19 protein-coding genes are annotated in these 21,981 nt (G+C 71.8%); 5 read left to right on the forward strand and 14 right to left on the reverse strand.

Features of this window, described 5'->3' with window-relative positions; translation table 11 throughout:
• Positions 1 to 142: 142 nt before the first annotated feature.
• Positions 143 to 1,078: a LysR family transcriptional regulator gene (locus tag ACIPFH_RS11130; protein WP_356258235.1), complete on the reverse strand. Its 936-nt coding sequence runs from the start codon at positions 1,076 to 1,078 to the stop codon at positions 143 to 145.
• Between the two features lie 80 nt (positions 1,079 to 1,158).
• Here ACIPFH_RS11130 and ACIPFH_RS11135 point away from each other — a divergent pair, with 80 nt between their 5' ends.
• The 3 genes from ACIPFH_RS11135 (at position 1,159) to ACIPFH_RS11145 (ending at position 3,626) form a co-directional block, all read left to right on the forward strand.
• The gene (locus tag ACIPFH_RS11135) at positions 1,159 to 1,872 is read left to right on the forward strand and encodes an MOSC domain-containing protein (protein WP_401825011.1); all 714 of its coding nucleotides are present in this window, start codon (positions 1,159 to 1,161) and stop codon (positions 1,870 to 1,872) included.
• Between the two features lie 183 nt (positions 1,873 to 2,055).
• Entirely contained in the window at positions 2,056 to 2,829 is a 774-nt protein-coding gene (locus tag ACIPFH_RS11140; RefSeq protein WP_401825012.1) for an SDR family NAD(P)-dependent oxidoreductase, read from the forward strand.
• A gap of 89 nt (positions 2,830 to 2,918) precedes the next feature.
• Positions 2,919 to 3,626, forward strand: coding sequence for an ester cyclase (locus ACIPFH_RS11145; RefSeq protein ID WP_401825014.1), 708 nt, complete (start codon positions 2,919 to 2,921; stop codon positions 3,624 to 3,626).
• A 205-nt stretch (positions 3,627 to 3,831) separates the two neighbouring features.
• Here the strand turns inward: ACIPFH_RS11145 and groL are convergent, their stop codons facing one another.
• The 4 genes from groL to ACIPFH_RS11165 form a co-directional block, all read right to left on the reverse strand.
• A complete protein-coding gene (gene groL / locus ACIPFH_RS11150) occupies positions 3,832 to 5,457 on the reverse strand; it encodes a chaperonin GroEL (protein ID WP_401825016.1) in 1,626 nt (541 codons plus the stop codon).
• Positions 5,458 to 5,568: 111 nt separating this feature from the next.
• Entirely contained in the window at positions 5,569 to 5,877 is a 309-nt protein-coding gene (groES, locus tag ACIPFH_RS11155) for a co-chaperone GroES (protein ID WP_020132158.1), read from the reverse strand.
• Positions 5,878 to 6,237: 360 nt separating this feature from the next.
• Entirely contained in the window at positions 6,238 to 7,056 is an 819-nt protein-coding gene (locus tag ACIPFH_RS11160) for a polysaccharide deacetylase family protein (protein ID WP_401825164.1), read from the reverse strand.
• Between the two features lie 272 nt (positions 7,057 to 7,328).
• Positions 7,329 to 8,285, reverse strand: a complete 957-nt coding sequence (locus tag ACIPFH_RS11165; protein ID WP_401825018.1) for a polysaccharide deacetylase family protein — start codon at positions 8,283 to 8,285, stop codon at positions 7,329 to 7,331.
• 203 nt (positions 8,286 to 8,488) lie between these two features.
• On the opposite strand from ACIPFH_RS11165, the gene ACIPFH_RS11170 reads away from it, so the two are divergent.
• Positions 8,489 to 9,688, forward strand: a complete 1,200-nt coding sequence (locus tag ACIPFH_RS11170; protein WP_401825020.1) for a methyltransferase domain-containing protein — start codon at positions 8,489 to 8,491, stop codon at positions 9,686 to 9,688.
• Here the strand turns inward: ACIPFH_RS11170 and ACIPFH_RS11175 are convergent.
• From ACIPFH_RS11175 to ACIPFH_RS11200, 6 genes are all read right to left on the reverse strand, one after another.
• On the reverse strand, positions 9,666 to 11,705 hold the full coding sequence (locus tag ACIPFH_RS11175) for a cell wall-binding repeat-containing protein (protein ID WP_401825022.1): 2,040 nt from the start codon (positions 11,703 to 11,705) through the stop codon (positions 9,666 to 9,668). The two genes, ACIPFH_RS11170 and ACIPFH_RS11175, sit on opposite strands and share 23 nt — an antisense overlap.
• Before the next feature lie 164 nt (positions 11,706 to 11,869).
• A complete protein-coding gene (locus ACIPFH_RS11180) occupies positions 11,870 to 13,240 on the reverse strand; it encodes an RNA polymerase sigma factor (protein WP_401825024.1) in 1,371 nt (456 codons plus the stop codon).
• 92 nt (positions 13,241 to 13,332) lie between these two features.
• Positions 13,333 to 13,689 carry a YciI family protein gene (locus ACIPFH_RS11185; RefSeq protein WP_356249966.1) on the reverse strand — a complete coding sequence of 119 codons (357 nt, stop codon included), beginning with the start codon at positions 13,687 to 13,689 and terminating at the stop codon, positions 13,333 to 13,335.
• A gap of 91 nt (positions 13,690 to 13,780) precedes the next feature.
• Positions 13,781 to 14,836: an LCP family protein gene (locus ACIPFH_RS11190; RefSeq protein WP_401825026.1), complete on the reverse strand. Its 1,056-nt coding sequence runs from the start codon at positions 14,834 to 14,836 to the stop codon at positions 13,781 to 13,783.
• 83 nt (positions 14,837 to 14,919) lie between these two features.
• The gene (locus ACIPFH_RS11195) at positions 14,920 to 16,263 is read right to left on the reverse strand and encodes an endo-1,4-beta-xylanase (protein WP_401825028.1); all 1,344 of its coding nucleotides are present in this window, start codon (positions 16,261 to 16,263) and stop codon (positions 14,920 to 14,922) included.
• Between the two features lie 104 nt (positions 16,264 to 16,367).
• Positions 16,368 to 17,438, reverse strand: a complete 1,071-nt coding sequence (locus tag ACIPFH_RS11200; RefSeq protein WP_401825030.1) for a LacI family DNA-binding transcriptional regulator — start codon at positions 17,436 to 17,438, stop codon at positions 16,368 to 16,370.
• A 161-nt stretch (positions 17,439 to 17,599) separates the two neighbouring features.
• Here ACIPFH_RS11200 and ACIPFH_RS11205 point away from each other — a divergent pair, with 161 nt between their 5' ends.
• Positions 17,600 to 19,909, forward strand: a complete 2,310-nt coding sequence (locus tag ACIPFH_RS11205; protein ID WP_401825032.1) for a glycoside hydrolase family 3 N-terminal domain-containing protein — start codon at positions 17,600 to 17,602, stop codon at positions 19,907 to 19,909.
• A 170-nt stretch (positions 19,910 to 20,079) separates the two neighbouring features.
• On the opposite strand, the gene ACIPFH_RS11210 is transcribed toward ACIPFH_RS11205, so the two are convergent.
• The 3 genes from ACIPFH_RS11210 to rimI are packed head-to-tail and all read right to left on the reverse strand — an operon-like array spanning position 20,080 to position 21,944.
• The gene (locus ACIPFH_RS11210) at positions 20,080 to 20,337 is read right to left on the reverse strand and encodes a hypothetical protein (protein WP_401825034.1); all 258 of its coding nucleotides are present in this window, start codon (positions 20,335 to 20,337) and stop codon (positions 20,080 to 20,082) included.
• A gap of 10 nt (positions 20,338 to 20,347) precedes the next feature.
• Positions 20,348 to 21,445, reverse strand: a complete 1,098-nt coding sequence (gene tsaD, locus ACIPFH_RS11215) for a tRNA (adenosine(37)-N6)-threonylcarbamoyltransferase complex transferase subunit TsaD (RefSeq protein WP_401825036.1) — start codon at positions 21,443 to 21,445, stop codon at positions 20,348 to 20,350.
• Positions 21,438 to 21,944: a ribosomal protein S18-alanine N-acetyltransferase gene (gene rimI, locus ACIPFH_RS11220; protein ID WP_356249970.1), complete on the reverse strand. Its 507-nt coding sequence runs from the start codon at positions 21,942 to 21,944 to the stop codon at positions 21,438 to 21,440. Before rimI ends, tsaD begins: the two co-directional genes overlap by 8 nt.
• Positions 21,945 to 21,981: the final 37 nt, after the last annotated feature.

Here is a 21,981-nt window from a genome sequence, read left to right on the forward strand (position 1 = left end):
GCTTTCGGCTGCTCGCCCGTTTTCGGCGGCTCCCCCGTTTCGGCGGCTCCCCCGTTTCGGCAGCTCGTCCGTTCCGGCGGCTCGTCCGTTCCGGCGGCTCGTCTTCGGCTGCCTGCCTTCGGTCGTTCGCCCACGGTCGCGGTCAGCCGGCGCGCGCCGCTGCCCGTTCCAGCTGCTCCAGCGTGGCCGACACCGCCGGCACCTGGGCCAGATCGGGCAGGGTGAGCGCGACGATCTCCCGCCGCACCGCCGGTTCCAGGGTCACCGCGCGGGCGCCACGCGGCCGTACGGACTCGATCGCGAGCTGGGGCAGAACGGCGACGCCCAGACCGGCGCCCACCAGACCGACCACCGCCGGATAGTCGTCGGTCGCGAAGTCGATGCGGGGCGTGAAGCCCGCTCTCTCGCACACCTGGACCAACTGGCCGCGGCAGCGCGGGCAGCCGGCGATCCACGGTTCGGCGGCGAGGTCACCGATGGCGACCGACCCCGAGGGTCCGGTGCGCGCCAGGCGGTGCCGTTCGGGCACGAGGGCGACGAGCCGGTCCGTCAGCAGCGGTCGTACGACCAGGTCGTCCCATTCGCCTTCGCCGGCCTGCTCGGCGTCGCCGGTCCCCGTCGCGCGTTCGTAGCGGAAGGCGAGGGCGATGTCGCAGTCGCCCTCGCGGAGCAGCTCGACCGACCGCGGCGGCTCGGCCTCCTCCAGGGAGACCCGGGTGCCGGGGTGGGCCGCGCGCAGGGCGGCGAGGGCGGTGGGGACGAGAGTGGAGCTGCCGCTCGGGAAGGACACCAGGCGGACCCGGCCGGCGCGCAGCCCCGCGATGGCGGCGACCTCCTCCTCGGCGGCGGTCAGTCCGGACAGGATGCCGGCCGCGTGCCGGACGAGGGCCTCGCCCGCCTGGGTCAGACGCATCGCCCGTCCGCTGCGGATCAGCAGGGGCGTGCCGACGGACGTCTCCAGGGCCTTCATCTGCTGGCTGACGGCCGGCTGGGTGCAGCCCAGTTCGCGCCCCGCCGCCGAGAAGGAGCCGGTGGCGGCCACGGCGCGCAGTACGCGGAGATGACGGGCCTCGATCACCCCCCGAGCATAAGCGAGCCTTGGGTGTCCGGACGAATAATGCGTCGACACTTTGACCTCAGGTCTCGTACCGTGCCGCTATGAGGCTTCTGTCTGTCAATCTGGGCCGCGCGAAGGCCGTGTCGTACACCGACCAGTCGCAGGGACTGACCGGGATCGACAAGCGGCCGGTCGAGGGGCCCGTGCGGATCGCGGCGCCCGGTCCCAAAGGGGTCGGGGCGAGCGGGCTGGCCGGTGACGCGGTGTGCGATCTGCGCCACCACGGCGGCGACGACCAGGCGGTGTACGCCGTCGCGCGCGAGGACCTCGATGACTGGGAGCGCGAACTGGGGCGCACGCTGACCAACGGCGCGTTCGGCGAGAACCTCACCACCACGGGACTCGACGTCTCCGGCGCGCGGATCGGCGAGCGCTGGCGGATCGGGCCGGACGTGGTGCTGGAGGTGACCTCCGGGCGGATACCGTGCCTCACCTTCCAGGGGCACCTGGGCGAGAAGCGGTGGGTGCGGCGGTTCACCGAGAAGGCCGCCACGGGCGCGTATCTGCGGGTGATCGCGCCGGGTGAGGTCCGCGCGGGGGATCCGGTGAGGATCGTCCACCTGCCGGAGCACGAGGTGACGGCGCGGATGCAGTTCCGGGCCGTCACCACGAACCGGGAACTGCTGCCCCGGCTGCTCGCGGCGGGCGAGGCCCTGCACCCGGAGAGCCTGGCGGCAGCCCGGAAGTACATGGAGAAGTACGGGGACACCTACGGGACAGGTACCGGGACGAGTACGGGGACGACTCAGGGGTGAAGCAGGGGAGGAAGTGGAGAGAGAGCCAGAGAGAGGAGTAGAGGGAGAACCAAGGGGGCTGAGGTGGTGTCACGGGAGGGGGCGTGCGCGAGGGAGTGCGTGGGCATGCGCACGAGGCCTTCACCTTCGGGAGGCCGGGTGCAGAGAACGGACGCCCGCACTCCGGGTCACTAACCTTGCGCCATGACAACGGCTCTGATTACGGGTTCGACCGCGGGCATCGGCGCCGCGTTCGCGCGCAGACTGGCGGCGGACGGGCATGATCTCGTCCTCGTGGCACGGGACACCAAGCGGCTGCACGAACAGGCGACCGAGCTGCACGACCGGCACGGCATCGAGGCGGAGGTGCTGACCGCCGACCTCGCCACGGACGCGGGGATCGAGGCGGTGGCCGCCCGGCTCGGGGACCGCAAGAACCCCGTCGACCTGCTGATCAACAACGCCGGCTTCGGCAACAAGGGCCGCTACCTCGACGTGTCCATGGCCGACGAGCTGAAGATGCTCAAGGTGCACTGCGAGGCGGTGCTGCGGCTGACCTCCGCGGCGACGACGGTGATGCGGGAGCGCGGGCGCGGGGGTGTCGTCAACGTGGCCTCGGTGGCGGCTTTCGTGCCACGCGGGACGTACGGGGCGTCCAAGGCGTGGGTCGTGCAGTTCACGCAGGGCGCGGCGAAGGACCTGGCGGGCAGCGGGGTGCGGCTGATGGCGCTGTGCCCGGGGTTCGTGCGCACGGAGTTCCACCAGCGGGCCGGGATGGGCACGGACAACATCCCGGGCTGGATGTGGCTGGACGCGGACAAGCTGGTCGCGGCGGCACTGCACGACCTGGCGCGCGGGAAGTCGCTGTCGATCCCCGACCCGCGTTACAAGGCGCTGATGGGTTTGGTGAAGGTGACGCCCCGCTCGCTGCTGGGCGGGATCAGCTCGAAGACCGGCCGGAAGTACGGGCCGCGGTAACGGCCTCCGCGGTGGACGGGTGACGTCGGCGCTCCGGTGGGAAAATGGGTGTGACGAGGACCGGACCCAGGGGGGCCGGAGGCTGCTTCATGACGTTCGTACAGCTCATCGACTGCAGGACCAGCCGGTTCGACGAGATGGACCGGCTGATGGACACATGGGTCGAACAGACCAGGGGCAAGCGGACCGCGACGCACGCCGTGGTCGGCAAGGACCGCTCCGACGCGTCGCACTTCATTGAGATCGTGGAGTTCCCGTCGTACGAGGAGGCGATGCGGAACTCGAACCTGCCGGAGACCGACAAGGTCTTCCGGGAGCTGGTGGCCCTGTGCGACGAGATGCCGACCTTCACGGATCTCGACGTCGTACGGGACGAGCAGTTGTACGCCGGGACGGCGCGGCGGTTCTTCGAGACGATCGGCACCCGGGGCGAGCTGCCGCCCCTGGACGGTCTGATGGCCGAGGAGTATCACGACCACGATCCCTCCAACGAGCAGGACACCATGGGGATGGACGCGATGCGCCGGGAGATCGAGATGTGGCGGAGCGGCTTCGACTTCGCCTTCTCCCTCGACGACCAGATCGAGCAGGGCGACCGTGTGTGCAACCGATGGACCTGGAGCGGCACGCACAAGGGCGACTTCATGGGCATCCCGGCCACCGGGAAGCAGGTCTCCATGACGGGGACGACCGTCTTCCGCTGCAGGGAGGACGGGAAGATCGTCGAGGCCTGGTGGCAGTACGACCGGCTGGGGCTGATGGGGCAGCTGGGAGCGCTGGACGCGCTGGAGAGCTGACTCCGGGTCCGAAAAAGACCGCCCGCGAAGGGAGAAGACCCCCGTTCCACCACGGAACGGGGGTCTTCTTCGAGCACGCCGCGTCTCGGCGGACGGTCGACCGTCACGGGCCGAGCGTCACGGGGACCGCGACCGCCGAGGCCCGGCGCCCCTTGCTTGTAGGGGTGCCGGGCCTCGGTACTGCCGTGCGTACCGACGTGTTACGTCAGTGCGAGTGGCCGTGGCCGTGGCCCGCGGCGGCCGGCTCTTCCTCTTCCTTCTTCTCGACGACCAGGGTCTCGGTCGTCAGGAGGAGGGAGGCGATCGAGGCGGCGTTCTCCAGGGCGGAGCGGGTGACCTTGACCGGGTCGATGACGCCGGCCTTGACCAGGTCGCCGTACTCGCCGGTCGCGGCGTTGAAGCCCTGGCCCTTGTCGAGCTCGGCGACCTTGGAGGTGATGACGTAGCCCTCGAGGCCCGCGTTCTCGGCGATCCAGCGCAGCGGCTCGACGACGGCGCGGCGGACGACGGCGACACCGGTGGCCTCGTCGCCGGTCTTGCCCAGGCCGCCCTCCAGCACCTTGGCGGCGTGGACCAGAGCGGAGCCACCACCGGAGACGATGCCCTCCTCGACCGCGGCGCGGGTCGCGGAGATGGCGTCCTCCAGACGGTGCTTCTTCTCCTTCAGCTCCACCTCGGTGGCGGCGCCGACCTTGATCACGCACACGCCGCCGGCCAGCTTCGCGAGGCGCTCCTGGAGCTTCTCGCGGTCCCAGTCGGAGTCGGTGTTCTCGATCTCGGCCTTGATCTGGCCGACGCGGCCCTGAACCTCGGAGGAGTCGCCGGCGCCGTCGACGACCGTGGTGTCGTCCTTGGTGACGGTGACACGGCGGGCGGAGCCGAGCACGTCGACGCCGACCTGGTCGAGCTTGAGGCCGACCTCCTCGGAGATGACGGTGGCGCCGGTCAGGACGGCCAGGTCCTGCAGCATCGCCTTGCGGCGGTCACCGAAGCCCGGGGCCTTGACGGCGACCGCGTTGAAGGTGCCGCGGATCTTGTTCACGACCAGGGTCGACAGGGCCTCGCCCTCGACGTCCTCGGCGATGATCAGCAGCGGCCGGGAGGAGTTGGTCTGGATGACCTTCTCCAGCAGCGGCAGCAGGTCGGCGATGGAGGAGATCTTGCCCTGGTTGATGAGGATGTAGGGGTCCTCGAGGACGGCCTCCATGCGCTCCTGGTCCGTCACGAAGTACGGCGACAGGTAACCCTTGTCGAAGGCCATGCCCTCGGTGAAGTCCAGCTCCAGACCGAAGGTGTTGGACTCCTCGACGGTGATGACACCGTCCTTGCCGACCTTGTCCATCGCCTCGGCGATGAGCTCGCCGACCTGGCTGTCCTGGGCGGACAGACCGGCGACGGCCGCGATGTCGGACTTCTCGTCGATCGGACGCGCGGTGGCGAGGAGCTCCTCGGAGACCGCCTTGACCGCGGCGTCGATGCCCTTCTTCAGGGCGGCCGGGGAGGCACCCGCGGCGACGTTCCTCAGGCCCTCGCGGACCAGGGCCTGCGCGAGCACGGTGGCGGTGGTCGTACCGTCGCCCGCGATGTCGTTGGTCTTGGTCGCCACCTCCTTCACCAGCTGCGCGCCGAGGTTCTCGTACGGGTCGTCGAGCTCGACCTCACGGGCGATCGTGACACCGTCGTTGGTGATGGTGGGGGCGCCGAACTTCTTGTCGATGACGACGTTGCGGCCCTTGGGGCCGATCGTCACCTTGACCGTGTCGGCAAGCTTGTTGACGCCGCGCTCGAGGGCGCGACGGGCGTCCTCGTCGAACTTCAGGATCTTCGCCATGGGAGCGGTTCAGCCCTCTCGGAAAACGTGGGAGAAACGAACTGCGCCCCCAGCTCCCGGCTTCACAAAGACGCGGGGCCAGGAGCGCAGTTCACTGCAAAACTGGGTGAATTACTTCTCGATGATCGCGAGCACGTCGCGAGCCGAGAGGACGAGGTACTCCTCGCCGTTGTACTTCACCTCGGTGCCGCCGTACTTGCTGTACAGGACGACGTCGCCGACCTTGACGTCGAGCGGCAGGCGCTCGCCGTTCTCGAAGCGACCCGGGCCCACCGCGAGGACGGCGCCCTCCTGGGGCTTCTCCTTCGCGGTGTCCGGGATGACCAGGCCAGAGGCGGTGGTCTGCTCGGCGTCGAGCGGCTGGACCACAATGCGGTCCTCGAGCGGCTTGATGGCAACCTTGGAGCTGGTGGTCGTCACGATCCGACCTCCCCCTTCGGAGATCTCACGGGGCTAACTGTCTGAGGTGGCGACCAGGTGGATCCGTCGTCGCGGGTGCCGGACCTGCCCGTCGCTATTGGCACTCTCCAGTGGGGAGTGCCAGAAGCGAGACTATGACCGCGATTAGCACTCGGTCAAGCGGAGTGCCAATGCGTGCGGCGCGTCGGCCAAGTTTTCGGCTCGGGTGGGTGTCCTTGTCGGCCGGTCTCGGGGTGGGTCCGCACCGGCGGCTGCCGCCCCCGGGCCCCCGCTGTCGCCCTTGAAGGGCCCTTGTCCTCAAACGCCGGACGGGCTGGTCTTCCTGGCCCGGCGCAGAGGTGGCGCCCTCGCGAACGGCCCTCAGACGTAGTCCTCCAATCGGCCCACCGTCAGGCCCTGCTCCTGCACCCGGCGCAGTAGTCGCGTCGTCCGCTCTCTCAGGCCCGGGCCCGTGGACTCGTCCGGGGCTACCGCGATGACGTCGCCGGGGTGGAGGTGTTCGGGGCCGTGGGTGTAGGTGAGGTCGGTGGGGCCCATCGAGGCGCGCCAGAGGACGATGGCCGCGATGCCGCAGTCGGCGGCGGCGCGTCGGGTGGTGGCGTCGTAGGCGCCGTAGGGCGGGCGGAAGAGGCGGGGGCGCAGGCCGAAGCGGGAGCGGAGCTTGTCCTGCTGGCCGCAGATCTCGGCGCGCTGGCCGGCGTACGGCAGGCCGCGCAGGGCGGGGTGGTCCAGGGTGTGGTTCTGGATGTTCGCGCCGACGGACTGGAGGCGGGCGAAGTGGGCGTAGCCCGGGCCCACCACGCTGTCCGTGAGGAACATGCTCACCGGGAGGCGCAGTTCGCGGACCATGTCGACGAATCGGGGGTCGCGTTCGGCGCGGTCGTCGTAGGTGAGGAAGACGACCCTGTCGGTGGTCGGGACGTGGTCGACGACCGGGGGGAAGGCCGCTCCGGGACTGCCCGCCAGGGAGCGGGAGGGGCGGCCCGGTGCGGGGGCCAGGGGGGCCGTCAGGCCCCAGCGGCGGTATGCCTGCTGCCGGGCCGGGCCGTGCGGGCGGACCCCGGCGGCGGCCTTCTTGCCCAGCCGTTCGATGGGGTCGACGGACTGGGCACAGCCCGTCAGGCCGGCCAGGACCGCCAGCGCCGTGAGGGTCGTCAGGATCAGGAGAGCGGCCGGCAGCCCCCGCCTCGCCCCTGCCTCCTGTCCCGTCCGCGTCTCCGGCCCCGTCCCCGCCTTCGGTCCCGTCCCCGCCTTCGGTCCCGTCCGCGCCGCCGGTCTGCGCGTCGCCGGTCCGGTAGGCGCCGCCGGTCCGGTAGGAGTCGGCGGTCCCGGCCATGTCACCGGTCGCGGCCATGTCACCGGTCCAGTCCGCGTCGTCGGCTCCGTCCGTGCCGTCCGCGTCGTCGGCTCCGTCCGCGTCGACCGCGTCGTCCATGGCGTTCGTGGTGTCCTCACAGGTAGTCCTCCAGTCGGGCTACCGCGTAGCCCTTGGCCGTGACCTTGTTCAGGAACCGGCGGACCATGTCGGGCATCGTGCCCTTCCAGTCGCCGCGGCCGCGGAAGTGGGTCAGGACGATGTCGCCGGGGTGGAGGTCCCGGTCCCACTCGCGGTACTCCCAGTGGTCGACGAAGACCTCCTCGTCCCAGAGTGGGGCGTAGCGCACGCCGCAGGTCTTGGCGGCACGCAGGGTGTCCTGGTCGTAGTTGCCGAACGGCGGCCGGAAGAGGACGGGGCGCTTCCCGTAGCGCTCGCGGATCACCTCCTGCATGCCGCAGATCTCGCGTTTCTGGCGGGCGTAGGAGAGGGCGGGCAGGTAGGGGTGGTGGAGGGTGTGGTTGTTCAGGGTCACGCCCCGGTCCTGCATCCTCTTGAAGTAGCCGTAGTCCTCCTTGATCAGGTAGTCGCTGAGGAAGGCGGTGTACGGGATGTTCAGGTCACTCATCATGCGCGGGAACGCCGGGTCCTTCTCGGCGCCGTCGTCGATGGTGAGGAAGACGACCCTGTCCTTGGTGGGGACGGCGGTGAAGACCGGCGGGAGACCGAGTTCCTCGTGGTCGTCGACCTCGAAGCCCTTGCGGGTGGTGATCTCCGGCTTGTGTTCGGGTGGCGCCGGGGGTGTCAGCGGGACCTTCTTCAGGCCCCAGCGCCTCGCCGCGGCGACCCGGACCCGGTGGGCGGCGCGGAGCCTGGCGGCGTACGAGTGCAGGGCGCGGGCGGGCGGCGCCTCGGGGGGTGCCGCCTTCTCGGGTTGCTGGCCCGCCGCGGGGCCGGTCCTGCGGCCGGCGCCCTCGCCGCCTCCCGCGCAGCCCGAGGCGATGGTGGCCAGCGCGAGGCCGACGATCGCGGTCCGGATTCCCGTACGTCCACGGCCGCGCCGGATTCCCGTACGCCCGCGTCGGCGCGGCATGTGAGAACAGCCGAGCTTCTCATCATCTTGTACGACAGGTCCCATGGCGCCGGATCCTCGCAGTCACCGTCCCGGAACCCGACCCGACACCGCCGCCGGGCACCCACCGTCCACCGACTGGCCCACAGAGACCGCGGGCGGCTCGCGCCCGGCCGACAGGACCCCCTGGCCGGCGAGGCGTGCGGTTGGCCGACAATGAGGAGGTGAACGTCCTCGCTCCGCTGCTCACTCCCGAGGGCCGTGCCCTCCTCGACGCGGTGCGTGGCACCGCTCCCGCCGACGAACTCGCCGTCGCCACCCGGCTGCGCCGCGAGTACCCCGCCGAGTTGGTGTCCGCGGCCATCGGCCAGGCCGGACTGCGGCAGCGGGCGGCGGTGAAGTTCGGGGCCGAGGACGCGGAGCGGATGTTCTTCACGCCGAACGGGGTGGAGCAGTCGACGCGGGCGAGTGTCGCCGGTCACCGGGCCGAGCGGATGAAGGCGCTCGGCGTGACCTCCGTCGCCGACCTGTGCTGCGGGATCGGCGGCGACGCGATCGCGCTCGCACGGGCCGGGATCCGGGTGCTGGCCGTGGACCGGGACCCGGCCACGGCGGAGGCGGCGCGCGCGAACGCCGACGCGCTGGGGCTCAGCGGGCTGATCGAGGTGCGGGAGGCGGACGTCACCGAGGTGGACACCGGCGGCTACGACGCCGTGTTCGTCGATCCGGCGCGCAGAGGCGGCCGCGGGCGCATCTTCGATCCCGAGGCGTACTCGCCGCCGCTGTCGTGGGCGGTCGGCGCCGCCCTCGCCGCCCCGCGCGCCGCCCTGAAGATCGCGCCGGGCGTGCCGCACGAGGCGATCCCCGCCGAGGCCGAGACCGAGTGGATCTCGGACGGCGGGGATGTGAAGGAGGCGGTGCTGTGGTTCGGGACCGCCGAGCCGGGGTCCGTCCGGGCGACCCTGCTGCCGGGGCCGCGGACGCTGGTCGGCAGGGGGCTGCCCGACCCGGAGGTCCGGCCGGTCGGGCGGTATCTGTACGAGCCCGACGGGGCCGTCATCCGGGCGCATCTGGTCGCCGACGTGGCCCGGGAGCTCGACGGCGGGCTGATCGACGAGACCATCGCCTACGTCACCGCCGACGCCCTGCGCCCCACCCCGTACGCCACCGCCTACGAGATCACCGACCGGCTCCCCTTCAACGTCAAGAAGTTGAAGGCGCTGCTGCGGGAGCGGGAGGTCGGGATCCTGACCGTGAAGAAGCGCGGGTCGGCGGTGGAGCCGGAGGAGCTGCGGAAGAAGGTGCTTCCCAGGGATCGGGGGCCGCACTCGGCGACCGTCTTCCTGACCCGGGTGGCGGGGGCGCCGACGATGCTCGTCGGCGCCCCCGCGGGGCCGGCCGCTACTGCCGGTGGACTGTCTTGAGCGATGCCAGGTCCGGCTGGGCGCCGGCCGGGGCGGACCGCTGCGCCGTGGCGGCGGGAGCCCCGGCGGCGGGCCGCCCGTCGTCGCCGCCCAGCGCGAGGGCGGACTGCCCCGCGCTCGGCGGGATGACGCCGTTGTAGTACGGGCGGTAGTCGAAGAAACCGGCGCTCATCGCGGAACCCACCGTGTTCAGCTCCGTGCCCGTGACCCCGGCGGTGGAGCCGAAGGCGGCCGTGAAGTTGACGCTCGCCGACTCGCGCAGCAGATAGCTGTTGACCTCGCTCGACAGGGCGGGGCGAGTCGTCCACAGAACGGGTCCGAAGACGTTCATCGCGGCCGCCGCGGAGACCCCGTCCCGCCAGGCGCCGCTGTAGGCGAGGGCGGTCTGGCCGGGCGCGCTCCACCAGAACTTCGCGATCGCCACCGAGATGGCCGCGTCCGTGCCGCCCGAGATCGGGTAGTACGAGTACGTCGACGGCCACCGCGGGTAGCTCGCGTGGGTCAGCGCGTACCTCGCCGCCGAACCCACCGGGATGATCATGGTCTTGTCCGGGTTGAGGCTGTTGAGGTACGCCTTCACCGACGCGGTGAGCGTCTTGCCGTTGGTGAGGACGACGCTGCCCGCGCCGGCCGTGCCGTCGGAGCCGGCCGCGGCGGCCGCCGAGAGGGCCGCCCGGTACTCGGAGCCGCCGGCCAGGAACACGTACTTGGGGCTGGTGGAGATCGCCTTCGACACGGCCACCGAGGTCGCGTAGCGGTCCGTGCCGGACAGCCGCTTCACGGCATAGCCGAGCGTCTTCAACTGGGTGGCGACCGGACCGTTGAGGACGGCCGTGCCGCCGACGAGGTAGACGGTCGACCCCGGCCGCACCGCCCGCTTCAGCTCCCGCTTCACCGGCGCCGACAGCCCGGTCTTCGGAGTCATCAGTACCGGGCCCTGCTTCTTGCCGGCCAGGGCGGGCGCGGTGACGGCGTACGCCGGGTCGTCCCGGTTGACGAGCACCGCGGACTTGGCGTTCATCAGGCCCGGCTCGCTCTGGCCGATGGTGTTCCAGGTCCAGCGGGAGGAGGCGATGTTGGTGGCGTAGACGTCGCCGCCCCAGACCCGGCCGATGCCGTTCTTGCGCAGCGGCTGCCAGCTGGGGTTGCTGCCCGTCGCCCGGTCCCCGACCTTGGTGAGCTCGCCGGTCGCCAGGTCGACGTACTCGGTGGTGTGCACGTCGTCGCTGTTCGGCGAGGTGTGGGCGTCGAAGACGATCCGGGTGCCGGCGGGCGACCAGGACGGGTTGGCGAACTGCCGGGGGCCGGTGGTGCGCTGCCGGACGTCGGTGCCGTCGGCGTTCGCCGTGAAGATCTGCGGCGCGCCGTCGACCTTGCGCACGAAGGCCAGCTTGGTGCCGTCCGGGGAGTAGGCGGGCTGCCCGGCGTCGGTCAGGACACGCTTGACGGTCTTGGCGACGGAGTCGTAGACGAAGACGCCGGCGTTGTCGTAGCAGCCGTAGTTGACGCTGCGCTCGAACGCGACCTGGCCGTCGGGGTTCACGGTCGGGTCGGTGTCGCAGACGTCGGCCGGTTCCAGGCTCGCCGACAGCAGCGGGCCGGGCGCCCATGAACCGTCGGAGGGGCCGTAGGCGAGCTGGCCGCCGGTGGAGAAGACGACGAAGCGGCCGCCGTACCAGAAGGTCAGGTCCTCGTAGGAGGCGGAGCTGCGCATGCCCACCGCCGAGGGCAGGGCGATCTTGTTGGAGCCGTTGGGGCGGACGCTGCTCCACTCGGAGACGATGCGGCTGCCGTCCGGCGCCCAGGTGGCGTAGCTCCCCACGTTGGGGACCTGCACCACCCTGCCGGTGACCGGGTTGGTCAGCACCCCACCGTCGGTGAGAATGGCGCCCTCGGTGCCGGGCCAGGGCCCGGCGTCGTCGGCGGCGGCGCCCGGCGCGGTGGCCAGGGCGCCCACCGCGGCGAACGCCGCCGCGGTGGCGAGGGCCGCGGCACGGCGGCGCGTGAACGATCTCAAGTTGTAGACCCCCCGGGTCACATGACGTCAGAAGTGCCGCGTGCGGGCGGGGTCGGCGTCCATGGGTGGTCTCCCAGGCCGACCGCACAGCCGTTTCACAGCGGCTGGGTCACTGTATTTCCCAAGTGGGCACGGAGAGAACGGATTTACGAGTGAACAGATGTTCAAGGATCGGCTCGTCCTCGGCAGTCCGCCGCTCGGGCCAGTAGCAGTTCCCGCTCCCGCTCGTTGCCCGTCAGCTCCGCCGCGCGTTCGAACTCGGCACTCGCCTCCGCCGCCCGGCCCAGTCGCAGCAGCAGGTCGCCGCGGACGCTGGGCAGGAGGTGGTAGTCACGGAGGGCCGGTTCGGCGACGAGGCCGTCGACGATCTCCAGGGCGGGTCCCGGGCCGTCCGCCCTCGACACGGCGACCGCGCGGTTGAGTTCGACGATCGGGGACGGGGCCCGGGCGGCCAGCAGGCCGTACAGGGTGGCGATGGCCTTCCAGTCGGTGTCCTCGTAGGAGGGGGCATGGGCGTGGCAGGCGGCCACGGCGGCCTGGAGGACGTACGGGCCGGGAGCTCCCCCTGCCCGAGCGGAGTCGAGAGCGGGGGATGCGGTGCCGGCCCGGTCGAGGGCGGCGATGCCACGGGCGACGAGCATGCGGTTCCAGCGGCGCCGGTCCTGGTCCTCGAGGAGGACGGGCCTGCCGTCGGGGGCGGTGCGGGCCGCGGTGCGGGACGCCTGGAACTCGAGCAGCGAGACCAGGCCGTGGACCTCCGGCTCCTTCGGCATCAGGGCCGCCAGCTGCCGGGCCAGCCGCAGCGCGTCCTCGCACAGAGCCGGGCGCAGCCAGTCGTCGCCCGCGGTGGCCGCGTACCCCTCGTTGAAGATCAGGTAGATGACGTCGAGGACCGAGCCGAGACGGGCCTCGCGGTCGGGCCCGTACGGCACCTCGAAGGCGATGTTCCTGGTGGCCAGGGTCTTCTTGGCGCGGACGATGCGCTGGGCGACGGTTGCCTCGGGGACCAGGAAGGCGCGGGCGATCTCGGGCGTGCTCAGGCCGCCGAGCAGGCGCAGGGTGAGGGCGGTGCGGGCCTCGGCGGAAAGCACCGGATGGCACGCGGTGAAGACGAGCCTGAGCAGGTCGTCGTCGATGGCGTCGGGGTCGGCGGGCTCCTCCGGCGGGACCGTCGTGTCCAGGCCGCGGCCGATCTCGCGGAGCTTGCGGGCGTAGGTCTCCCGGCGGCGGACCAGGTCGACGGCGCGGTGCCGGGCGGCGGCGGTGAGCCAGGCGCCGGGGTTGTCCGGCACCCCGTCGCGCGGCCACTGCTCCAGCGCGGCGACCAGGGCGTCCTGCGCCAGTTCCTCCGCGATGCCGACGTCCCGGACGACACGGGCCACGGCGGCGATGACCCGGGGGGACTCGATGCGGAAGACGGTCTCGATGGCGGTCCGGGGGTCCGAGGCGGGCCGGGTCCCCGAAGGCGTACGGGGATCCTGGGCGGGCCGGGGATCCGGGGCGGGCCGGGGGCCGGGGGCGGGCTGTTGTTCCACAGCCCACCATCGAACACCCCGGCACGCTCGCGGACCAAGGAACGCACCGGGGAACGCACCAGGACACGTGCCGGGGAAGGTGTGAGTGACCCTCAGCCCTCCGCGATCTCCCGCACCTCGCAGGTCACCGTCCAGTGCTCCTCGTGCACCTTCAGGAACCGCTTCGTCCACTCGAGGGCCTCGGCCATGTCCTTGCACTGCATGAGCGCGTAGCCGCCGACGACCTCCTTGGACTCGGTGAAGGGCCCGTCGGTGACGGAGAGCTTTCCGCCCTCCCAGTGCACGCGGGCGCCCTGCGCGGACGGCGTGAGCCCGGCGGTGTCGAGCATGACGCCGGCCTTGGTGATCTCCTCGATCAGCTCGCCCATCCGCTGCATCAGCTCGGGGCTGGGGCCCTCGGCGGGGGCGGTGGCCTCGTCGATCTTCACGAGCGACAGGTAGCGGGGCATGGTGACTCCTCGGGTCCGATGAGCCGGGTCCTTCCCGGCCTCTCACACCTTCGTCGAACGGGAGCGGACCGGATCGACACCTCACCCGAACTTATTTCAGCGACTTCCACAGCGTGCTCGCCGCCGGCTCCTCGGCCACCACCCGGTTGGGGTCCGAGGGGGCCGCCACCACGGGCATGGTCACCGTTTCGAGGGTGGCGGCCGACAGGCCCTTCAGGCTCTGGCCGAGTTCCGTCAGCTCGGCGAGGGAGTCGAGGCCGGTGTCCGTGGTGAGGCTGCCGGTGACCGCGTCGGCGACGTTGTACAGCTTGGTGGGGCTGGTCAGCAGGTCGGTCGAGGCGATCCGCTCCAGCAGGGCCTTCACCAGCTTCTGCTGGAGGCCTATGCGGCCGAGGTCGCTGCCGTCGCCTATGCCGTGCCGGGTGCGGGCCAGGGCGAGCGCCTTCGTGCCGTCGAGGTGGTGGGTGCCGGCCGCGAGGCGCAGGTGGCTGTCGTCGTCGTCGATGTCCTCGTCGGTGGTGACGGTGACCCCGCCGAGCGCGTCCACGAGCTTCGCGAAGCCCGAGAAGTCGACCTCGACGTAGTGGTCCATACGGATGTCGGTGATCGACTCGACCGTCTTGACGGCGCAGACCGGACCGCCGACCGAGTAGGCGGTGTTGAACATCGCGCCGTACGCCACCGCCGTCGAGCCGCCGTCGGACAGCGGGCAGGAGGGGCGGGTGACGAGGGTGTCGCGCGGGATGCTGACGACGGTGGCCGTCGTGCGGCCCGCGTCGATGTGCACGACCATCGCCGTGTCGGAGCGGGCGCCCGAGCTGTCGCCGCCGCCGAGCTCCTGGTTCTCCGCGCCGCTGCGCGAGTCCGAGCCCAGCACCAGGATGTTGACCGCCCCGGTGGGCAGCGGGGAGGCGGACGCCGAGCCGGACGGGGCCGGGGTCGTGACCGCCTTCGCGGGGCGGTTGTCGCCGAGCGCGTTGTCGATGTCGACGCTCTTGATGTTGTCGTTGAGGCGCCAGTACGCCCAGCCCGCCGTCCCGATGCCCGCCACCAAGGCGGCGGCCAGGGTGAGGCCGGCGGTCTTCAGCACTCTCGACCGCCGGCCGGTCTGTCTGCCCGCGTCGTCCTGCTCCTCATGTCGCGTCACGGACAAGAACGTAGGTCCGAATTATGAGCGGACCGTTAGGACGGCGGGCCCACGCCGGATTTCTCGGGAAAATCTCACGATCCTCAGCCCAGTGTCACGGTCGGCACCGGATTGCCGCCGCTCCAGTTCGCGTTGAACCCGAAGCTCACCGAACCCCCGTCCGCGACCGACCCGTTGTACGAGGCGTTCACACACGTCACGGCCGCCCCCGACTGGGTGCAGCCGGCGTTCCAGGCCTGGGTGATCTGCTGGCCCGCGCCGTACGTCCAGGTCACCTTCCAGGACGACAGCGAAGCGCCCGAGCAGGAGATCGTCACGTTCCCGGTGAACCCGGTGTTCCACTGGCTGCCCACCTTGTAGGCCGCCGTGCAGGCACCGGTCGGCGGAGGTGTCGTCGTACCGCCCAGCGCCTCGGCGATGCCGTAGTACGCCGGTTTCGGCGCGTAGTTCGCGTCGTACGGCGTCGCCGCCCCCTGTCCCGGGAACGTGCTCTCCACCCAGGAGTCGGAGTCGGTGAAGCCCCACACGGTGAGGTTCACGCAGCGCGCCACCGCCAAGCAGGCCGCGGTGACGGCCTTGTAGTCGGCCTTCTGCTGGGCCAGCTTGGCGCTGTCGGCCGGCAGCGTCATCCGGATGTCCAGCTCGGTGATCGCCACGTCGACGCCCAGATCGGCGAAGCGCTGGATGTTCTGCTGGAGGGTGGCGGGGACCTGACCGAGGACGAGATGGGCCTGGAGACCGACCCCGTCGACGGGAACTCCGCGTTCCTTCAGCGACTTGACCAGGTTGTAGAGGGCCGTGCTCTTCGCGTTGACACCCTCGACGTTGTAGTCGTTGATGTAGAGCTTCGCCGCCGGGTCGGCGGCCCTGGCCCAGGTGAGGGCGTTCGCGATGTAGTCCGTGCCGAGTCCGTTGTACCAGAGGGTCGAGCGGTAGGTGCCGTCCTCGTTGAAGGGCTCGTTGACGACGTCCCAGGCGGCGATCTTCCCCTGGTAGCGGCCGACCTCGGTGTCGATGTGGTTCCGGAGCAGGGTGCTCAGCTGGGCGGACGTCCAGCTGCCGTTGGTGAGCCAGCCGGGGTTCTGGCTGTGCCAGACCAGGGTGTGGCCGCGCACCTGTTGGCCGTGGGCCTGCGCGAAGGCCACGATCTGGTCGGCCTCCGCCCAGTTGAAGGAGTTCTGGGTCGGCTCCACCGAGCCCCACTTCATGGCGTTGCCGGGGGTCAGCGAGCTGAACTGTGCCCCGGCGAGGTCGCCGTAGGTACCGGTGAGCTTGGAGCCGGTGACCGCCGTGCCGACGACCTTCCCCTTGGCGGCGCCGAGGTCGCGCAGCGGGGTGTCGGCCGCGTGCGCCGCCGGCGCCGTGAGCAGCAGCGCGAGGCCGGTCACGAGGGACGCCAGGGACAAGCCTGTTCTCAGAGATCTCATGCGGGTGCCTCCGAAAGTTTCGGTTGAACAACCGACTGGCTTCGGAGGAGTGTGGAGGCGTCCGCCACACCCGTCAATACGTCAACTTCCAGCCACAGGCGTTCCTACCGGGTGGGCGGCGCTCCGGTACTCGTCCGCACCACCAGGCTCGTCGCCAGCTCCACCCGGGTCGCCGTCGGCGCCTCCCGGGACGTCGAGCGCCCCAGCTCCAGCACCAGCCGGGCGGCCGCCTCGGCCATCTCCGTCAGCGGCTGGCGCACGGTCGTGAGCGGCGGGCCCACCCAGCGGGCCACCGGCAGATCGTCGAAGCCGACCACGCTCACGTCCTCCGGGATGCGCAGACCCAGTTCGCGGGCGGCCTCGTAGAAACCGAGCGCCTGGAGGTCGTTGCCCGCGAAGACGGCGGTGGGCCGGTCGGGACGGTCGAGGAGCTCGCGGCCGAGTCGGTAACCGGTCTCGTGGTGGAAGTCGCCGGTCTTGATCAGCCCGTGGTCGACCGGCAGCCCGGCCGTCTCCAGCGCGGCGCGGTAACCGTCGATCCGGGCGCGGCTGCACATCATCTGCGGCGGCCCGCTGATCGCGCCGATCCGCCGGTGCCCCAGTTCGACCAGGTGCCGGGTGGCGGCCAGGCCGCCCTGCCAGTTGGTGGCGCCGATGGACGGCACGTCGGCGCCCGGGTCGCCGGCCGGGTCCATCACGACGAACGGGATGGACCGGCTGGTCAGCAGCGCCCGCTGGGACTCGTCCAGCCCGGAGAGGACCAGCACGACGCCGTGCGGGCGGCGGGCGGCGACCTGGTCGGCCCAGGTCCGCCCGGGAGTGAGCCGTCCGGCGCTCTCACTGAGCACGACACTCAGTCCGGCGTCCCGCGCCACGTTCTCCACACCCCGGATGACCTCCATCGCCCAGGCGCTCTCCAACTCGTGGAAGACCAGGTCGATCAGCGGGGAGCGGGTCGCCTCCGCGCGGCGGCGCCGGTAGCCGTGGGCGCGCAGCAGTTCCTCGACACGGGTGCGGGTCGAGGGGGCGACGTCGGCGCGGCCGTTGAGGACCTTCGAAACAGTCGGTGCCGATACGCCGGCCTCACGGGCGATCTCCGCGAGCGTCGCGGTCTGGGTCGGCCGCGCTTCCGTCCGTGCTTCTGTCCGGGTTTCCGCGGGCTCCGAGGGTGTCATGGCGGCGATCGTATCGCCACGCGACCTCTTGACGAACCTATTGCGACGCCATAGGTTCCCGGAACATTCGAAGTACAGCTCGAAACATTCGTTCGGCTCGCTGTCCGCACCGACTGTCCGACTGTCCACCTGGTGGCTCACCGACCTCTGACAGGAGTTTCATGACCACCGCCCCCTGGCGTGACCCCGCCCTGCCCGCCACCGTCCGCGTCGACGACCTCCTCTCCCGGATGACCCTGGAGGAGAAGACCGCCCAGCTGTACGGCGTGTGGGTCGGCGCCGCGACGGACGGCGACGGAGTCGCCCCGCACCAGCACGACATGACCGCCGACTACGACTGGAACGAGCTGATCGCCCGGGGACTCGGCCAGCTGACCCGGTCCTTCGGCACCGCGCCCGTGGACCCCGCGGTCGGCGCCCGCGCCCTGGCCCTCGCCCAGCGACGGATCGCCGCGGCCGGCCGCTTCGGCATTCCGGCGGTCGCCCATGAGGAGTGCCTGGCCGGCTTCACCGCCTGGCGGGCCACCGCCTACCCGGTCCCGCTGGCCTGGGGCGCCACCTTCGATCCGCCGCTGGTGGAGGAGATGGGCCGGGCGATCGGCCGCGACCTGCGCGCGGTCGGCGTCCACCAGGGTCTCGCCCCCGTCCTGGACGTCGTACGGGATCCGCGCTGGGGCCGGGTCGAGGAGACGATCGGTGAGGACCCGTACCTGGTCGGCACGGTCGGCACGGCCTACGTCCGCGGACTCGAGTCCGCCGGGGTCGTCGCCACGCTCAAGCACTTCGCCGGGTACGCCTCCTCGGCGGGCGCCCGCAACCTGGCCCCGGTGCGGGCGGGGACACGCGAGTTCGCGGACGTCACCCTGCCCCCCTTCGAGATGGCGCTGCGCGAGGGCGGCGCCCGCTCGGTGATGGCGGCCTACACCGAACGCGACGGCGTCCCCGCCTCCGCCGACCCCGAACTGCTGACCCGCCTCCTGCGGGAGGAGTGGGGCTTCACCGGCACGGTCGTCGCCGACTACTTCGGCATCGGCTTCCTCCAGACCCTGCACCGGGTCGCCGGCACCCCCGCCGAGGCGGCCCACCTCGCCCTGGCGGCCGGCATCGATGTCGAGCTGCCCACCGTGAAGTACTACGGCGAGGCGCTGGTCGCGGCCGTGCGCGCCGGCGAGCTCCCCGAGGAACTGGTCGACCGGGCCGCCCACCGCGTCCTGCTCCAGAAGTGCGAACTGGGTTTGCTGGACGAGGACTGGCGGCCGGAGCCGGCGACCGCCGCGCCGGTCGACCTCGACCCCCCGGCGAACCGCGCCCTGGCCCGCCGGCTGGCGGAGGAGTCGGTGGTCCTGCTGGACAACCCCGACGGTCTCCTCCCGCTCGCCCCCGACACCCGTATCGCCGTGGTGGGCCCGAGGGCGGCGGACGCGCTGGCGATGCTGGGCTGCTACTCCTTCCCGTCCCATGTCCTCACCCACCACCCCGAGGCGGACCTGGGCATCGAGATCCCGACCCTGCTGGAGTCCCTTCGGGCCGAACTCCCCGACGCGAAGGTGACGTTCACGGAGGGCTGCGGGGTCTCGGACCCGGATCCGTCCGGCTTCACGGAGGCCATCGCCCGCACCTCGGAGGCGGACCTCTGCGTAGCCGTCCTGGGCGACCGGGCGGGCCTGTTCGGCCGGGGCACCTCCGGCGAGGGCTGCGACGTGGCCGACCTGAACCTGCCCGGCGTCCAGGGCGAACTGCTGGACGCGCTGGTCGCGACGGGCGTCCCGGTCGTCCTCGTGCTGCTCACCGGCCGCCCCTACGCGCTCGGCCGCTGGCACGGGCGGCTGGGGGCGGTGGTCCAGGCGTTCTTCCCTGGCGAGGAGGGCGGTCCGGCGGTGGCGGGCGTGCTGTCCGGCCGGGTGAACCCCTCGGGCCGCCTCCCGGTCAGCGTGCCGCACCTGCCGGGCGGCCAGCCCTGGACCTACCTCCAGCCGCCGCTGGGCCTGGCGGGCGAGGTCAGCAACCTGGACCCGACCCCGCTGTACCCGTTCGGACACGGGCGCTCGTACACGGAGTTCGTGTGGGAGGACTTCACCGGACCGGACGCGGAGATCGGCACGGACGGCTCGTACGACCTTTCCGTCACGGTCCGCAACACCGGTGGGCGGGCGGGCGCGGAGGTCGTGCAGCTGTATCTGCACGACCCGGTGGCGAGCGTGACGCGTCCCGACGTACGGCTGATCGGCTATCAGCGGCTGGAGCTGACGGCGGGCGAGTCGGCACGGGTGACCTTCCGCTTCCACGCCGACCTGTCGGCGTTCACCGACCGCGCGGGTCGCCGGGTGGTCGAACCCGGGGCGCTGGAGCTGCGGTTGGGAGCGTCCAGCGCGGACGCGCGGGAGGTGGCCCGGCTACGGCTGACCGGTCCGGTGCGCGAGGTGGGGGCGGAGCGGCGGCTGCGGTGCGAGGCGGACGTCCTGCGTGACTGAGGTGAGGTCCCGGGACCCGCGGAACGGCGCAGGCCCCGGGAGCGCGGTCGCCCTCGTCCCGGCGCCTTCGCGAGAGCCCGGCGAGCCGCCGCCACGGCACCGCGACCGGGCCGCGCTCGAAGCGGAGACGACGAGCCCCCGACCGCTCGACCGCCCAGCCACCGAACCGCTCACCGGTCCGCCACCGGCTCGAACCGCCACCGGTGCACGGCCCGGCTCGCCAACTCCCCGTCGGGCTCCGGAAGTTCGGGCAGGACGGCGTCGTAGTCGGCGTCCCACCAGGTGATGACCAGCACCCGGTCCTGCGGGGCGCGGAAGGTCTCCCGGCGCACGGGCGGGTCCGCGAGCTCCTGCGCCCGCGCCCAGGCCAGCAGTTCCTCGCCCCGCCCGGTGACCGCCCGGGCCTCCCACATCAGCGCGACGGTCATGACGTGATCCTCATGAGTAGAGGTTGTCCTTGCCGACCCCGTGCACATGGTCGTGGTCGTGCGTGTGCCCCGGGACATGCGGCTCCGTCACCGGCAGCGAGGAGTCCGCCGACAGGTCCCAGCCGGACGCGCCGCGTCCCCGGGCCACCATCTCCGCGCCCAGGGCCGCCACCATCGCGCCGTTGTCCGTGCACAGCTTGGGGCGCGGGACACGCAGCCGGATACCGGCGGCCTCGCAGCGCTCCTGGGCCAGGGCCCGCAGCCGGGTGTTCGCGGCCACGCCGCCGCCGATCATCAGGTGGTCGACGCCTTCGTCCTTGCAGGCCCGAACGGCCTTACGGGTCAGGACGTCCACGACCGCCTCCTGGAAGGAGGCCGCCACGTCACGGACCGGCACCTCCTCGCCCGCCGCCCGCTTCGCCTCGATCCAGCGGGCGACCGACGTCTTCAGCCCGGAGAACGAGAAGTCGTACACCGGGTCGCGCGGGCCGGTGAGGCCACGCGGGAACGCGATGGCCGAGGGGTCGCCCTCGCGCGCGTAGCGGTCGATGACCGGGCCTCCGGGGAAGCCCAGGTTCAGCACACGGGCGATCTTGTCGAAGGCCTCGCCCGCCGCGTCGTCGATGGTCGCGCCCATCGGACGGACGTCGGAGGTGATGTCGGTGGACAGCAGCAGGGACGAGTGGCCGCCGGACACCAGCAGCGCCATCGTCGGCTCGGGCAGCGCGCCGTGCTCCAGCTGGTCCACACAGATGTGGGAGGCCAGGTGGTTCACGCCGTAGAGGGGCTTGCCAAGGGCGTAGGCGTAGGCCTTCGCCGCCGAGACGCCGACCAGCAGGGCACCGGCGAGGCCGGGACCGGCGGTGACCGCGATGCCGTCGAGGTCCTTGGCGCTCACTCCCGCTTCCTTCAGCGCCCGGTCGATGGTCGGGACCATCGCCTCCAGGTGGGCCCGGGACGCCACCTCGGGCACGACCCCGCCGAAACGGGCGTGCTCGTCGACGCTGGAGGCGATCGCGTCCGCCAGCAGGGTCGTGCCGCGCACGACGCCGACGCCGGTCTCGTCGCAGGAGGTCTCGATCCCCAGCACCAGGGGTTCGTCAGCCATTGTTCTCGGTTTCCTGTGTCCCTTGTACCGGAGTCGGCACGGATGTCGATGGATCGGTCAGCTTCATCACCAGGGCGTCCACGTTCCCCGGCTGGTAGTAGCCGCGCCGGAAGCCGATGGCCTCGAAGCCGAAGCGTTCGTAGAGCTTCTGGGCGCGCACGTTGTCGATCCGGCACTCCAGCATGACCTCGGCGCACTCGAAGGCGGTCGCCGCCCGCAGCAACTCCGTCAGCAGGTGGCCGCCGAGACCGGTGCCCCAGTGGTCGCGGGCCACGGCGATGGTCTGGACGTCGGCGAGGTCACCGGCGGCGGCCAGTCCGGCGTACCCGACGATCCGCTCGCCGTCCGCCGTGGTGTCGACCGCGACGAGATACCGCCGGGTCGCCTCGGGGCCGCGGGCGTGGGCCAGATCGGACCAGAACATGCCCCGGGACCAGGCGTCCTCGGGGAAGAGGTCCTTCTCCAGCTCCAGCACGGGTTCGATGTCCCACCAGCGCATCTCCCGCAGCACGGGCCGACCGGGTGGGTTGACGGCT

This window comes from Streptomyces sp. NPDC088157 (assembly GCF_044741545.1).
Lineage (GTDB): Bacteria > Actinomycetota > Actinomycetes > Streptomycetales > Streptomycetaceae > Streptomyces.

Bases quoted from the DNA above. Each gene is read 5' to 3' on its own strand.
- ACIPFH_RS11135 (WP_401825011.1), top strand. From the start codon at position 1,159: ATGAGGCTTCTGTCTGTCAATCTGGGCCGCGCGAAGGCCGTGTCGTAC.
- ACIPFH_RS11140 (WP_401825012.1), top strand. From the start codon at position 2,056: ATGACAACGGCTCTGATTACGGGTTCGACCGCGGGCATCGGCGCCGCG.
- ACIPFH_RS11145 (WP_401825014.1), top strand. From the start codon at position 2,919: ATGACGTTCGTACAGCTCATCGACTGCAGGACCAGCCGGTTCGACGAG.
- groL (WP_401825016.1), bottom strand. From the start codon at position 5,457: ATGGCGAAGATCCTGAAGTTCGACGAGGACGCCCGTCGCGCCCTCGAG.
- ACIPFH_RS11165 (WP_401825018.1), bottom strand. From the start codon at position 8,285: ATGCCGCGCCGACGCGGGCGTACGGGAATCCGGCGCGGCCGTGGACGT.
- ACIPFH_RS11185 (WP_356249966.1), bottom strand. From the start codon at position 13,689: ATGCCCCGCTACCTGTCGCTCGTGAAGATCGACGAGGCCACCGCCCCC.
- ACIPFH_RS11195 (WP_401825028.1), bottom strand. From the start codon at position 16,263: ATGAGATCTCTGAGAACAGGCTTGTCCCTGGCGTCCCTCGTGACCGGC.
- ACIPFH_RS11200 (WP_401825030.1), bottom strand. From the start codon at position 17,438: ATGACACCCTCGGAGCCCGCGGAAACCCGGACAGAAGCACGGACGGAA.
- ACIPFH_RS11205 (WP_401825032.1), top strand. From the start codon at position 17,600: ATGACCACCGCCCCCTGGCGTGACCCCGCCCTGCCCGCCACCGTCCGC.
- ACIPFH_RS11210 (WP_401825034.1), bottom strand. From the start codon at position 20,337: ATGACCGTCGCGCTGATGTGGGAGGCCCGGGCGGTCACCGGGCGGGGC.
- tsaD (WP_401825036.1), bottom strand. From the start codon at position 21,445: ATGGCTGACGAACCCCTGGTGCTGGGGATCGAGACCTCCTGCGACGAG.
- rimI (WP_356249970.1), bottom strand. From the start codon at position 21,944: ATGCGCTGGTGGGACATCGAACCCGTGCTGGAGCTGGAGAAGGACCTC.